Below are 12,717 nucleotides of genomic sequence, written 5' to 3' on the forward strand. Positions count from 1 at the left end.
TGGTGATCGCGGTGACGCCGTCGGCGGCCGAGCGGATACGACTCGCCGAACGCCTGGACGGGGTCGCGCCGCTGCTGCTGGTCGCCGACCTCGACGAGCTGCGCAGGCTGATCGGGGTCGCGCCGGGGCCCGCCCCGGAGCCGTCCGCCCGCACGCCGACCGCCGACGGCGACGCGCTGCTGATCGACTCGGCCCGCTCGACGGCCCGCAGCCGGGGCCGCGAGATCGGCCTGACGCGGCTCGAGCACGACCTGCTGGCCTGCCTGACCACCGAGCCGATCCGGGTGTGGAGCTACGCCGAGCTGCACCGCTCGGTCTGGCGTGACGAGGGGCGGGAACGCAGGGCGGACGTGCAGTCCCTGGTGAAGCGGCTGCGTCGCAAGCTGCACGAACTCGGCACCGGGGTGGCCATCGACGCGGTGCGCGGTGTCGGCTTCCGGCTGACCGACCATCAGCAGCCGAGGGTCAGCGGTTCAGGTTGACTGCCTGACTTGGGCAGCCCGCGTCCGGCCCGTCGCGACCGGTGGGCCGAACCGCACCGGGACGCCAGGGGAATACAGCACGCTCACCGGCGCTCCGACGGGCCGCGGCAGCCCCGCGGCCCCGACCAGTTCGTCGTCCAGGTGCAGCAGCTCCGCCCGGTGCAGCGGCCAGCGGGGATGCCAGTTCGGCAGGTGCAGCGTCCGCCCGTACGCCCGGGTGTGCAGCCCCCAGCGGGCGGTGACGAAGTGCTCCAGCGGGGTCGGGTCGGCGACGGGCTCCCCCACCCGCACCACCATCCGGCTCGTCGCACCCACCGGCCCGGGCCAGCGGCGTCGGCACCGGTAGGTGAGGCGGTCGCCGTCGCGGTCCAGCCGCATCGCCGACCACATGTACGGCAGCCGCAGGGTCGCCCGGGCGGCCAGCACCGGGACCAGCCGCGACGCGTCGAGCGAACGGAACACCACGGCACGCCGGCCGGTGTCGTCGACCGAGTAGAGCCGGACGTTGGTCTCCCAGAAGCTGCCGAAGTACGGCACCCCCGGCCCTCGGCCGAGGCCCAGCCCCACCATCCGGAAGCCGATCAGCCCGACGTAACTGACCCCGTCGAGGGTGTCGGGGCGGGTTCCCTGGGGCAGCAGCGGCGCGACGAGCTCCGGCGCGACCGCCCAGTGCAGGAACGTCAGGTCGTCCCAGCGCTGCCGCAGGATCCCCCACCGGAAGGCCTGCTCGGGCGCGGAGTCGACCGGCTCGATGTCCACGTACCCATCCTGCCCCGGCTCCGGCGGGCGACGCCACGCGGGCAGCGCCGGGACCAGCCCGTCGCGTCGTCGGTGCGGCGTACGGCGACCGGCGTGCCGCCGATGCCCCCGCGGTCGCGCGCTAACCCGGCGACACGGCCGAGCGTGGACGACGGGCGGCGGCATCCTCGCTCCCGCGTCCCCTGGGGACCACGGGACCGGGCGTGCTCCAGGACCGCCACAGCCGGCTGTATCCGCCCCCGGCCGCCAGCAACTGCTCGTGCGTGCCGTGCTCGACGACGCGCCCGTGCTCCAGGACGACGATGCGGTCCGCGGTGGCCGCCTGGCTGAGGCGGTGGGCGACGATGAGCGTGGTGCGGCCCTCGGTGGCCGCCGTGGCGGCGCGGTCGAGGTCGCGCGCCCCCGCGCTGCCGGCCTCCGCGGTGGCCTCGTCGAGGACCGCGACGGCGGGGTCGGCGAGGACGAGGCGAGCCAGGGCGAGCTGCTGGGCCTGGGCGGCGGTGACGCGTCGCCCGCCCTCCCCCACGCACGTGTCGAGGCCGTCGGGCAGGGTACGAAGCCAGTCGGTGACGCCGACGAGGTCGAGCGCGGCGGTGATCTCGGCGTCGGTGGCGTCCGGGTCGGCGAGGCGCAGGTCGTCGCCGAGGGTCCCGGCGAAGACGTGCACCTCCTGACTGATCAGGGCGATCTCGCGACGCACGCGGTGCTCGTCCAGTTCCGTCAGCGGCACGCCGCGCAGGCGGACCGAGCCATGGGTGGGCGCGATGATGCCGGCGGCGATACCGGCGAGCGTGCTCTTGCCCGCTCCGCTCGCGCCGACGAGGGCGACGCGTTCCCCGGGTGCGAGGTGGAGGGTGACGTCGTGCAGCACGACGGGTCCGTCGTCGTAGCAGTGCCGGGCGACGGCCACCTCCAGCGCCGCGGGTTCGAGCGCGCCCGGCCCCGCCGTCCCGGGCCGTTCCGCACGGGCGGGCGCGGAGCCGTCGGGCGGATCGGTGTCGGGCAGTGCGGTGACGCCGACGAGCCGGGCGAGGCTCGCCCCGGCCTGGAGCACGGAGTCCGACTGGAGCAGCAGCAGGCCGATCGGGTTGAAGAGGCGGTGGAAGTAGAGGGCGGCGGTGGTGGCCGCCCCCACGGTCGCCAGGTCGTCGCGGACCAGCAGGAAACCGGCGAGCAGTACGGCGGCGAGCCCCACGAACTCCGACCGGTTGATCCGCAGCCCGAACCGGGTGTGCAGGCCGAAGATCTCCAACGACAGGTCGCGGGCCGTGGCGGAGCGATCGGCGATCCGACCGACGTGGGCGTCCTCCATGCGGTACGCGCGCACGGTCGCCGCGCCGTGGAGCGCCCCGGCCATGGCCTGCGACCGCTCGCCGGTCGCCACCCGCTCGCGCGCGTAGTACGGAACGGACCGCTTGAGGTACCAGTACAGCGCCAACGCGTAGGCGGGGGCCGCGGCCAGCCCGGCGAGGCCGAGCCGCCAGTCGAGGGCGAAGAGCCCCGCCGCGGTCAGCACGATGGACAGCAGCGCGCCGAGGAAGGCGGGTCCACTGGTGGCGATCACGTTCGTCACCACGGCCACGTCGTCGCCGGCGCGGGCGATCAGGTCCCCGGTCCCGGCGCGCTCCAGCGTGGCTGACGGCAGGTGCAGGGCACGGTCGAGGACCCGCTCGCGCAGCCGCGCCAGCACGGTCTCGCCGAGGCGTGCGGCGACCGCGGCGCCGACCGCGGTGAGCAGGCCGGCGAGCACCGCGGCGCCCGCGATCACACCCGCCCAGGTCACGATCCGGGGCGTGTCGGACCCGGCGATGACGTCGTCGACGAGGCGGCCGAGCACCCATGGGGCGACGAGCCCGGTCGCCGCCGCGGCGACCAGCAACGTGGCGGCGGCGGCGCTGAGCCCCGGCAGTCGGGCGAACTCGACCCGCAGTGCGGCCCAGGTCTGCCGGGCGGTGGCCGTGGGCAGCAGCCGCCTGGTCTCCACGCCGGGCGTGCTCGACTCATCGGTCACCGCAGGACCTCCTCCCGGTAGCGGGCGTCGCCGGCGAGCAGTTGCTCGTGCGGGCCCTCGGCGACGACGCGTCCACGGTCGATCACGGCCACCCGGTGCGTGGCCCGCAGCAGGACCGGGCTGTTGGTGATCAGCACCGTGCCGCGGGCCGCCGCCGCGCGGGCCGAGGTCAGCCCCTCGGCGAGCAGCGCCTCGGTCACCGCGTCGACCGCCGTGGTGGGGTTGTGCAGCACCAGCACCGGCGGGTCGGCGACGAGCGCCCTGGCCAGCCCGATCCGCTGCCGCTGCCCGCCGGAGAGGTTCGCCCCCCGCTCGGTGAGCAGGCGGTCGAAGCCGTGCGGGTGCGCGGCGAGCACGTCCTCGGCCGCCGCGGCGCGCACGGCGGCGCGCAGGACCGCCTCGTCGACGTCGGCGCCGGCGGCGAGATTGGCGCGCAGCGTCCCCTCGAACAACGCCACGTCGTGCTGCTCGACCAGGAGGACGCCGCGTACGGCGTCGATGTGCAGGTCCTCGGCGGGCACGCCGTCGACGCACACCGTGCCCCGGTAGTCCTCGCGGGACACGCGGCCGGACAGCAGCCGCACCAGCGCCTCGGCCTCGCCCGGATCGTAGGCGAGCACACCCAGGACCTCACCGGCGCCGACCCGCAGGCACAGCCCGTCGAGTCCGGCGTACCCGATCGTGTCGAGGGTGAGCCGCGCCGGGCCGGGGGCGGGTGGGCCGGCGGTACCCGGCCGGGTGAGCGGCTCGGCGCCGAGCACCCGGGCGACCCGTCCGGCGGAGGCGCGAGCCATGGCGAACAGCTGTACGCAGTAGCCGAGCGTCTGCACTGGCTCGGCGATGAACTGGGCCAGCCCGACGACGGCGACCAGCTCGCCGACGGTGAGCCGCCCCTGCAGGGCGAGCCAGCCGGCGACCCCGGCGACGGCCGCGAGGAAGAGGCCGTTCACCGTGGTGGTGAGCCCGAGGTGCAGGCCCTTGGTGGTGGCGGCGCGCAGGGTGACGTCGAGGGCGTGGCGGCTGGCGACCGCGTACCGGCGGGCGGCGTGGTCCTGGGCGCCGATGCCGCGCAGCACGCGTAGGCCGGTGACGAGGTCCACGGCGAGCGCGGTCGTGGCAGCGAGCGCCTCCTGCTGCGACGCGCTGCGCCGGCTGAGCAACGGCGCCATCCGGTGCAGGGCGACGACCACCAGCGGTACGCCGAGGAGCACCCCGAGCCCGAGCGGGACGTCAACGACGAGCAGCGCGACGGCCGCGACCATGATGGCGGTGACCGCGGCGGCGCAGAGCCCCGCGACCCGCACGACGAGCGCGGACAACTCGGCGTCGGAGGCGGTGACGGAGAGCAGTTCGCCGTCGCGCATGCCCGAGCGGTTCCCGCGCGGGTCGAGGGCGCTCCTGGCGATCTCGACGCGCACGAGGTGGGCCTCCTGCTCCACGGCCGCGTACGCCTGGCGGGCGCCTGCCCGGTAGGCGAAGGCGAGGACGGTGAAGAGGGCGGCGAGACCGACGAGGGAGAGCAGCAGCGCCCGCACGTCCCCGGTGGCGACGGCCCGGTCGATGATCAGGCCGATGGCGACCGGGACGAGGGCTTCGGCGGCCTGGTGGGCGCAGAGCAGCACGATGCCGGCCACCACGCGACCCCGCTGACGGCGCAGGGCGCGGCGCAGCACCGCCGGACCGCTGATCACGTCGGCTGCCATCGGCGTCACGCCCCGGTGGGCGCAACGGGGGCGTCGGCCCAGGTGGGGGCCGGGGCCCGCCTGGGCTCGGAGACGGTCCGGACGAACGTGGATGTGTACACGAGATGCGCCCTCCCAGCGATCGAGGGCCAGGTTAGCCTCACCTAATCGCCTCGGTGAACGGGGGCTCGACGACGCCTCATTCGGGCACGCCGACGCCGGGGCGGGTCGTCACGTGGTGGCGGCCGATCGGCAGCATCAGCGGCTTCTGCGACGTCGGATCGACGATGACCTGGCTCTCGAGGCCGAACACCGCGCGGACGCACTCCTGCGTCAGGACCTGCGCCGGCTCCCCCGCGGCGTGCAGCCTGCCGGCGGCAAGCGCGATGAGGTGGTCCGCGTACCGGGCGGCGAGGTTGAGGTCGTGCAGCACCATGACGATCGTCGTGCCGCGTGTCAGGTTGAGGTCCGTGAGCAGGTCGAGGACCTCGACCTGATGGCTGACGTCGAGAAACGTCGTCGGTTCGTCGAGCAGCAACAGGTCCGTCTGCTGGGCCAGGGCCATCGCGATCCACACCCGTTGCCGTTGGCCGCCGGAGAGTTCGTCGACCGGGCGGTCGGCGAGGTCCGTCGTCTGTGTCGCGTCCAGGGCCGCCGCCACGGCGGCGTCGTCCTCCCTGCTCCACCGGGAGAGCACGCGCTGGTGCGGATTGCGCCCACGACCGACGAGGTCGGCCACGGTGATCCCCTCGGGCGCCGTCGGCGACTGGGGAAGCAGGCCGAGGGTACGGGCCAGTTGCTTGGCCGGCAGCCGGTGCACCTGCTTGCCGTCGAGCAGGACGTGGCCGGCGCGGGGCGCCAGCAGGCGCGACATCGATCGCAGCAGGGTCGACTTGCCGCACGCGTTGGCGCCGACGATCGCCGTGATCTTCCCGGGCGGCACGACGAGGTCGAGCGAGGAGATGACGACGCGGTCGGAGTAGCCGAGCGTCAGGCTCTCGACCGCGAGCGTGTGGGTGGTGGTCACAGCGAGCCTCCCGCGCGGTTCGTACGGATGAGCAGGTAGATGAGGTAGGGGGCGCCGAGCACGCCGGTGACGACGCCCACGGGGTAGCGCGTGTCGAAGGCGAACTGACCGACGAAGTCCGCGACGAGCACCAGCAGGGCGCCGACGAGGGCGGAGGGCAGCAGCAGCGAGCCGGCCGGGCCGATGATCCGGGCGGCGATCGGCCCGGAGAGGAAGGCGACGAAGGCGATCGGCCCGGTGGCCGCGGTGGCGAAGGCGATGAGACCGACGGCCGCGACGATGACCAGGATCCGGGTGCGTTCGAGGCGGACCCCGAGCGCCGCGGCGGTGTCGTCGCCGAGCTGCATCATGGAGAGGTTGCGGGCCTGCCCCAGCAGCACCGGCGCCAGGACGGCCACGGCGACGGCCACCGGAACGGTCTCCGCCCAGGTGGCGCCGTTGAGGCTGCCGGTCAGCCAGCGCATCGCCTCCTGCAGGTCCCATTCGGCGGCCTGGGTCAGGACGTACGCGGTGATGCTGTCGAGCATCGCGGCGATGCCGATGCCGATCAGGACGAGGCGGGTTCCCGCGACGCCGTCCTTGAACGACAGCGTGTAGACGACCAGCGCCACCGCCAACCCGACGACGATCGCGAAGGCGGACACCCCCGCCTCCCCGAGGTGCAGCGTCACGATCGCGAAGGCGGCCGCGGCGCTCGCTCCGGAGCTGATGCCGATGATGTCGGGGCTGGCGAGCGGGTTGCGCAGCATCGTCTGGAAGGTGACGCCGCCGAGCCCGAAGCATGCCCCGGCCAGGATCGCGAGGACGGCCCGGGGCAAACGGAGCGTGCCCACCGTGAAGGAGGCCCCGGGGACGTCCTCGCCGGCGATCACCGCCAGGACGTCCGCCGGCGGGTAGAAGGTGCGCCCCGCCATCAGCGAGACGGCGAACGCGGCGACGACGAGGACGGCGAGCACCACGAGCACGCCGCGTCGCCGGAGCGTACGGCGGACCCGGCCGTGGGTGACGGCCTCGAGAGTCGTGGTGCTCACAGCTCGCGCACTTTCTGCCGGCGGACGATGTAGATGAAGAACGGGGCGCCGATCAGCGCCGTCACGATGCCCACGTCGATCTCCGCCGGGCGCGCCACCATCCGGCCGACGACGTCCGCGGCGGTCAGCAGCGACGCGCCGAGGAGCGCGGAGAACGGCAGCAGCCACCGGTGGTCGAGCCCGACCAGCAGGCGGCACACGTGCGGGACGACCAGGCCGACGAACCCGATGGGTCCGGCGACGGCCGTGGCGGCGCCGCAGAGCAGCACGGCGCCGATCGCCGCGACGGCCCGCACGACGGCCACCCGTTCGCCGAGCCCCGCCGCGAGCTCGTCGCCGAGCGCGAGCGAGTTCAGGGCCCGGGCCGACAGGACGCAGATCGCGAAACCCACGGCGAGGAACGGCAGGGCCTGCCGGAGGCTGTCGTAGGTCGCACCGCCGACCCCGCCGATCTGCCACGAGCGGAAGCCGCCGGCCACGTCGTTGCGGGGCAGCACGAAGGCGCTGATCAACGACGCGAGCGCGGCGGACGTGGCGGCGCCGGCGAGGGCGAGCTTCAGTGGCGTCGGGCCGCCGCGCCCCAGGGAGCCGACGGCGTACACGAAGACCGCCGCGAGGCCGGCGCCGAGGATCGCCGTCCAGAGGTAGCCGGTCGCCGAGGAGAGGCCGAAGGTGACCATGGCGGTGACCACGGCGAGCGACGCACCCATGTTCACGCCCAGGATGCCGGGGTCGGCCAGCGGGTTGCGGGTGACGCCCTGCATGACCGCCCCGGACAGGCCGAGGGCCGCGCCGACGGCCACGGCGAGCAGGGTGCGCGGGATCCGTTTGGTGACCGCGGCCTGTTCCATGGTCGCGTCCGCGCCCTGGAACGCGGCGAGGATGTCGGACCAGCCGACGTTGCGGGAGCCCAGCGCGACCGACGCCAGCATGAACGCCAGCAGCACCGCGGCCGCGACGAGGAACCACAGCAGCCGTACCCGTGCCGGACGCCGCACCACGGCGACGTCCGGCAGGGCAGGCGAGTCGAGCCGGGTCATGACACCCGGTCGGCAGCCTTGGCGAGCATCGCGACGTAGTCGTCGAGCACGAACGGGATGGCCAGCGGGGTCGGGTTCGCCGCGGTGCCCAGCGGCGTGGCGCCGGAGAGCATGACCACCGAGCCGCGCTTGATCGCGGGGATCTTCGACAGCAGCGGGTCGGCCTGCGCGGCGGCGAGCAGCTTGTCGTCGCCGTAGGCGACGATGATGTCCACGTCGTCGAAGACCTGGATCTGCTCGGCGCTCTGGTTGAGCGTGAACTTGTCGGTGCCGGCGGAGAGGTTGGCGATGCTTGCCGGGGCCTTCATCCCGAGGTCCGCGAAGAACTGGGCCCGGGTGTCGTGCGTCGTGTAGAAGCCGATCTTGCTCAGGTCGGTCGGGTCGACGTGCGTCATGAACATCGCCGACTTCCCTGCCAGTTGCGGGTGCTTGCCGGCGGCGTCGGCCATCTGCTTCTCGATGTCGGCGATCAGCGCGTCGCCCTCCTTGGCCAGGCCGAGGGCCTGGCTCTCCAGCTTGATCGTGTCGCGCCACGCCGTGGCCCAGGGCGCCTTCGGGTACGCGACCACCGGGGCGATCTTGCTCAGGGTGTCGTAGTCCTGCTGGGTCAGACCCGAGTACGCGGCGAGGATGACGTCGGGCTTGGTGTCCGCGACCGCCTCGAAGTTGATGCCGTCGTTCTCGTCGAAGAGCACCGGGGCTGTCCCGCCCAGCGACTTGAGCTTTTCGGCGACCCACGGCAGGACGCCGTCGTTGTCGTCGTCGCCGAAGTTGGCCTTCGCCATTCCGACGGGAACGATGCCGAGAGCCAGCGGAACCTCGTGGTTCGCCCAGGCCACCGTCGCGACCCGCTTCGGCTTCTCCTTGATCGTCGTCGTGCCGAGCGCGTGCGTGATCGTGACGGGGAACGCGGCGGAACCACCGTCGGCCGAGGCGTCCTCGGCCTTCGACGAACCGCCGCACGCGGTGAGCGCCAACGTGGCGGCCAGGGCGACGACCCCGGTGAGGAAGCGGTTTGCGCGCATGAAAGTACACCTCAATGCTGGTAAGGGGAGGCTAACCTAACACACGTTCCGAGGCGCTCTTGATCTACTGCGGCCCCGCCCGCGACCACCCCCGCAGGCCGCCTCACCTGGGGTTACCGGCGTGACGCGTTCCGTGCGTGCCGATCCCCCGCCTTCGGTGCCCAGGCGCAGAACATGAACCGTGATCAGGGCAGGCTAACCTAACTTCGCAGCCAGGAGGTAGCTCACGATCCTCGAAGGAGCGACACCATGACCGTCGGCAGCACACTGGTCGAGGCCGGGGTGATCAGACGCCCGATGCTCGCCGAGGTCGTCGCCAACCGGCCGCTCACGCCCCACCTGCGGCGCATCACCCTGACCGGCGCCGAGATCGACCGCTTCGGCTACGACGGGCCGGACCACCTGGCGCGGATCTTCCTCGCCCCCGCGCCCGACGCCGACCTGCACCTGCCGGACTCCGCGCAGTGGTGGCCCGCCCTGCAGGCCATGCCGGCGGAGCGGCGGCCCGTGGTCCGCAACTACACGGTCCGGCGCCTGGACGCCGGCCGGCGCGAGCTGGACATCGACTTCGTGCTCCACGGCGACGGCGGGCCGGCCTCCGCCTGGGCGCTCAGGGCCGCCCCGGGCGACCGGATCGGCCTGCTCAGCGACGGCGCCGCGTACGCGCCGCCCGCCGACACCGACTGGCAGCTGTTCGTCGGCGACGAGACCGCCATGCCGGCGATCACCGCGGCCGTCGAGGCGCTGCCGCCGCAGGCGCGGGCGATCACGCTGATCGAGGTGGGTTCGGCAGAACACGAGATCGAGGTACGCACGCCGCCCGGCGTCACGCTGACCTGGCTGCACCGGGGCGGCGCACCGGCGGGCGGCAGCGACGTGGTGATCCGTACGCTGCGGGACCTGGCGTTGCCGGCCGGCACGCCGTACGCCTTCGTCGCGGGCGAGTCCGCCATGGTCACGACCGTCCGGCGGCACCTGTGCACCGAGCGCGGCATCGCCAAGGAGCGTGTGTACTTCGGCGGCTACTGGAAGGTCACGGCGCACTGAACTCCGGTGGCCGTGCCTGCCCGGGCCGCCGGCGGACGCGCCGGGAGCCGACCTAGGCGTTGGCGGGGTCCTCGCCGGCCGCGGGCCGGTAGCAGTCGCTCGCCAGGATCAGGGCGACGCGGTCCCGGCTCGCGGTGGTCGTGAGGCTGATCGTGATCCCGGTGTCGGGGTCACGCATCGACACGGCGCCCCGGGTGCCGTCGGCGAAGGTGCGGTCCTCGGTGATCTCGTAGCCCTGCTGCCGCCACATGTCCCGGATGCGCCGCAGCGTGGTGATCTGGTCGGCGGGCGGGACCGGAAGCCCGGCGAAGCCGCTCAACGTCCACCGTCCGTCGTCGGCGATCTCGCCCCGCTGGCCCTGGCAGGGCGAGGTGTTGGTCCGCCAGTCGTCCAGCGCGACGCCGGCGGTGGTGGCGACGGCCTTGGCACGGGCCTCGGCCAGGGCGCTCACCTCGGCGGCTGCCTTGGTCTGCAACGGGTCGTCCTTTCCTGACGAGGTGTCCGGGCCACCGCCCGCGCAGGCGGTCGCCGGCACCAGTACGGCTGCCACCGCCACGGCGAGCCACCAGGGCGTGCGGTGACGAAGGGTCACGGGGCTTTTCCGTGGTCGAGGGCGGCTGCCTCGTAGTCGCCGACGATCACGGCCGCCTGGGAGCGCAGCATCTGGCTGTTCTGCGCCCAGTATCCGCTGTGGCCGGAGGTGTCGACGTGCAGGACGTTGCCGCCGAACTCCGGATCGTGCGGGGCGGGACCGTGGATGCCGACGAGGCCGTCGACCAACCACTGCCCCACGACGGGTACGCCGTCGAGCCAGCCGATCGTCTCCTCCGGTCGGGCGACGACGGTGTCGTCGGCCGCCGCCCCGGCCCACACGTGTCTCGGGTCGACGTTGAACTCGCCGGCGTTCTCGACGCGCATGCCGGGACTGCCGACGGCGATCAGGTCGTCCGCGGCGAGGCCGTCGCCGGTGCTGGCGGCCTCGCCGAGGACTGTCGACCCGTAGCTGTGACCGATGGCGGTGAGGTGGGAGGGACCGTCGTCGTGGGAGGCGCGCAGCCCGTCGACGAAGCCGTCGAGCGCGCGGGCCCCGGCCTCGGACTTGGCCCCGAACACGGCGCTGACGATGTCGAGGTTCACCGACGGGGTGTCGTAGCCGAGCCAGGCCACGACGGAGACGTCGGCGCCGGCGGGGGCAAGCTCGACCGAGGCCTCCCGCAGGTCGTTGGCGCGCCCGATCAGGCCACGGATGTCGTCGAGTTCGGTGCCGACGCCGGGTACGAGGACCGCGGTGTGGGCGGCGGTGTCCGGGTTGCCGATCGCCACCGCCGCCTTCCCGTCACCCGTCGGATCGACCGAGAGCAGGTAGAGCCGCTCGTTCGGCGCCGCGTGCTCCGTGCCTTCCAGCTTGTCCAGCAGCATGAGCGCGGCGGCATGCTGCGGGTCGTCCCGGCCGCGGTGCCGGCCGGCGTCGTCACCGACGAACGTGCGCAGCGCCAGTTGGTTCGCCGCGTCGCGGTCGGTGGCGGGCAGCCCGTCGAGGGCGCCGATCCTCTCCGGGTAGGCGGTGAGGTAGACCTGCCGCTCGTCGTCGGACAGGCCGCTCCACCAGGCGTGCACGTCGACGGGACTGCTGCCCGGCGCCGGGATGCTCTCCTCGTGGAGCCCGAGCGCCGTGGCGGCGGCGAGAGCACCGTCGTTGGCCCGGTTGTACTCCCAGGCGAACTGTCCCGGCGCGCTGGCCTTCAACCGGGTCAGGGCGCGGGCGATCCGGCTGTCGGCCTCGGTGGCCTCGGTGACGATCCGCGTGATGAGGTCGGTGTAGATCGCGGCGTTCTGGACCTGCCGACGGTGGATCATCTCCGCGTCCGGGTCGTGCCTGTCCCCTGCCGCCACCGCCGGCGCGGACACCCGCCCGGCCTCGTCCACGGCCAGTCCGAGGGACCGGGCGGCGCCGACGGCCGACTCCAACCGCCGTTGCAGGTCGCCGAACTCCTCCGCCGCCTCCCGCAACACGCTCGCGGCGGTCCGCGTCTGCAGGCTCGCGACCTCGAACTCGTCGTCGAGTTCGTCCAGCCGGCCCAACGCGGCACTGGCGGCCGGCCCCTGCCAGCCCGAGACGCGCAGCGGCCCGGTCAGCTCGGCGCCACACCGCTCTTCCAGCCTCGCGCAGGCCCGGGACAGGTCCGTCCAGGCCTGCGCGGCGTCCCGGAGCGGGGCGACGCGCGCCTCGCGCAGGTCCGCGTACGTCACCACCGCGCGGTCACCGCCCGCGGATGTCGAAACGGGCGGCGTTGGCCTCGTCGCTGTAGCGGTAGTCCATCGCGCAGCCCCGCAGGGCTTCGCCCACCTGGGACAGATAGCGGTCCAACCTGGTCAGGTCGTCCGACCACGACCAACGCAGCTGCTCCAGCGCCGCCCGGGTCTGCCATCCGGGCAGGCCGGAGACCGCCGCCCGGGTCTCGTCCTCGACGTCGGACACGTCGCGCCGCAGATCGTCCCGCAGGTCGTCGCACACCCGCGACGCCTTCTCCAGCAACTCCGGCTCGACGTGTAGCTCGATCACTGACTGGCCTCCCGCGAAGATCGATGCGAGCCTACCCAACCGCCCCACGC

Annotated in this window: 12 protein-coding genes; 2 read left to right on the plus strand and 10 right to left on the minus strand. The window is 73.8% G+C overall.

Annotation, left to right across the window (positions count from 1 at the left end):
* The first annotated feature begins 2 nt into the window (after positions 1 to 2).
* Complete coding sequence (locus AB0883_RS26140) at positions 3 to 482, plus strand: winged helix-turn-helix domain-containing protein (protein WP_366643975.1); 480 nt, start codon at positions 3 to 5, stop codon at positions 480 to 482.
* On the opposite strand, the gene AB0883_RS26145 is transcribed toward AB0883_RS26140, so the two are convergent.
* The 7 genes from AB0883_RS26145 to AB0883_RS26175 form a co-directional block, all read right to left on the minus strand.
* Positions 474 to 1,241: a DUF2071 domain-containing protein gene (locus tag AB0883_RS26145; protein WP_366643976.1), complete on the minus strand. Its 768-nt coding sequence runs from the start codon at positions 1,239 to 1,241 to the stop codon at positions 474 to 476. The genes AB0883_RS26140 and AB0883_RS26145 overlap by 9 nt on opposite strands.
* Positions 1,242 to 1,362: 121 nt before the next feature.
* Complete coding sequence (locus tag AB0883_RS26150) at positions 1,363 to 3,252, minus strand: ABC transporter ATP-binding protein (RefSeq protein WP_366643977.1); 1,890 nt, start codon at positions 3,250 to 3,252, stop codon at positions 1,363 to 1,365.
* Complete coding sequence (locus AB0883_RS26155; RefSeq protein WP_366643978.1) at positions 3,249 to 4,955, minus strand: ABC transporter ATP-binding protein; 1,707 nt, start codon at positions 4,953 to 4,955, stop codon at positions 3,249 to 3,251. The genes AB0883_RS26150 and AB0883_RS26155 overlap by 4 nt, the downstream gene beginning before the upstream one ends.
* Positions 4,956 to 5,133: 178 nt before the next feature.
* Complete coding sequence (locus tag AB0883_RS26160) at positions 5,134 to 5,961, minus strand: ABC transporter ATP-binding protein (protein ID WP_366643979.1); 828 nt, start codon at positions 5,959 to 5,961, stop codon at positions 5,134 to 5,136.
* Positions 5,958 to 6,992 carry an iron chelate uptake ABC transporter family permease subunit gene (locus AB0883_RS26165; protein WP_366643980.1) on the minus strand — a complete coding sequence of 345 codons (1,035 nt, stop codon included), beginning with the start codon at positions 6,990 to 6,992 and terminating at the stop codon, positions 5,958 to 5,960. Before AB0883_RS26165 ends, AB0883_RS26160 begins: the two co-directional genes overlap by 4 nt.
* Positions 6,989 to 8,032, minus strand: coding sequence for an iron ABC transporter permease (locus tag AB0883_RS26170; protein ID WP_366643981.1), 1,044 nt, complete (start codon positions 8,030 to 8,032; stop codon positions 6,989 to 6,991). Before AB0883_RS26170 ends, AB0883_RS26165 begins: the two co-directional genes overlap by 4 nt.
* Complete coding sequence (locus AB0883_RS26175; RefSeq protein WP_366643982.1) at positions 8,029 to 9,057, minus strand: iron-siderophore ABC transporter substrate-binding protein; 1,029 nt, start codon at positions 9,055 to 9,057, stop codon at positions 8,029 to 8,031. Before AB0883_RS26175 ends, AB0883_RS26170 begins: the two co-directional genes overlap by 4 nt.
* Before the next feature lie 249 nt (positions 9,058 to 9,306).
* On the opposite strand from AB0883_RS26175, the gene AB0883_RS26180 reads away from it, so the two are divergent.
* Positions 9,307 to 10,104 carry a siderophore-interacting protein gene (locus AB0883_RS26180; protein WP_366643983.1) on the plus strand — a complete coding sequence of 266 codons (798 nt, stop codon included), beginning with the start codon at positions 9,307 to 9,309 and terminating at the stop codon, positions 10,102 to 10,104.
* A gap of 52 nt (positions 10,105 to 10,156) precedes the next feature.
* Here the strand turns inward: AB0883_RS26180 and AB0883_RS26185 are convergent, their stop codons facing one another.
* Genes AB0883_RS26185 through AB0883_RS26195 form a run of 3 tightly spaced genes read right to left on the minus strand, consistent with a single transcriptional unit; the run spans position 10,157 to position 12,667 of the window.
* Positions 10,157 to 10,696 (minus strand): hypothetical protein, encoded by a 540-nt coding sequence (locus AB0883_RS26185; RefSeq protein ID WP_366643984.1) that lies wholly within the window; start codon positions 10,694 to 10,696, stop codon positions 10,157 to 10,159.
* Positions 10,693 to 12,357 (minus strand): alpha/beta hydrolase, encoded by a 1,665-nt coding sequence (locus tag AB0883_RS26190; RefSeq protein ID WP_366643985.1) that lies wholly within the window; start codon positions 12,355 to 12,357, stop codon positions 10,693 to 10,695. The genes AB0883_RS26185 and AB0883_RS26190 overlap by 4 nt, the downstream gene beginning before the upstream one ends.
* Before the next feature lie 7 nt (positions 12,358 to 12,364).
* Positions 12,365 to 12,667 carry a type VII secretion target gene (locus AB0883_RS26195; protein WP_366643986.1) on the minus strand — a complete coding sequence of 101 codons (303 nt, stop codon included), beginning with the start codon at positions 12,665 to 12,667 and terminating at the stop codon, positions 12,365 to 12,367.
* Positions 12,668 to 12,717 lie beyond the last annotated feature (50 nt).

Origin of the sequence: Micromonospora sp. NPDC047812, assembly GCF_040704175.1 — a bacterium.
In the GTDB taxonomy this organism is placed as follows: Bacteria; Actinomycetota; Actinomycetes; order Mycobacteriales; family Micromonosporaceae; genus Micromonospora.

Bases quoted from the DNA above. Each gene is read 5' to 3' on its own strand.
- AB0883_RS26170 (WP_366643981.1), bottom strand. From the start codon at position 8,032: ATGACCCGGCTCGACTCGCCTGCCCTGCCGGACGTCGCCGTGGTGCGG.
- AB0883_RS26155 (WP_366643978.1), bottom strand. From the start codon at position 4,955: ATGGCAGCCGACGTGATCAGCGGTCCGGCGGTGCTGCGCCGCGCCCTG.
- AB0883_RS26175 (WP_366643982.1), bottom strand. From the start codon at position 9,057: ATGCGCGCAAACCGCTTCCTCACCGGGGTCGTCGCCCTGGCCGCCACG.
- AB0883_RS26180 (WP_366643983.1), top strand. From the start codon at position 9,307: ATGACCGTCGGCAGCACACTGGTCGAGGCCGGGGTGATCAGACGCCCG.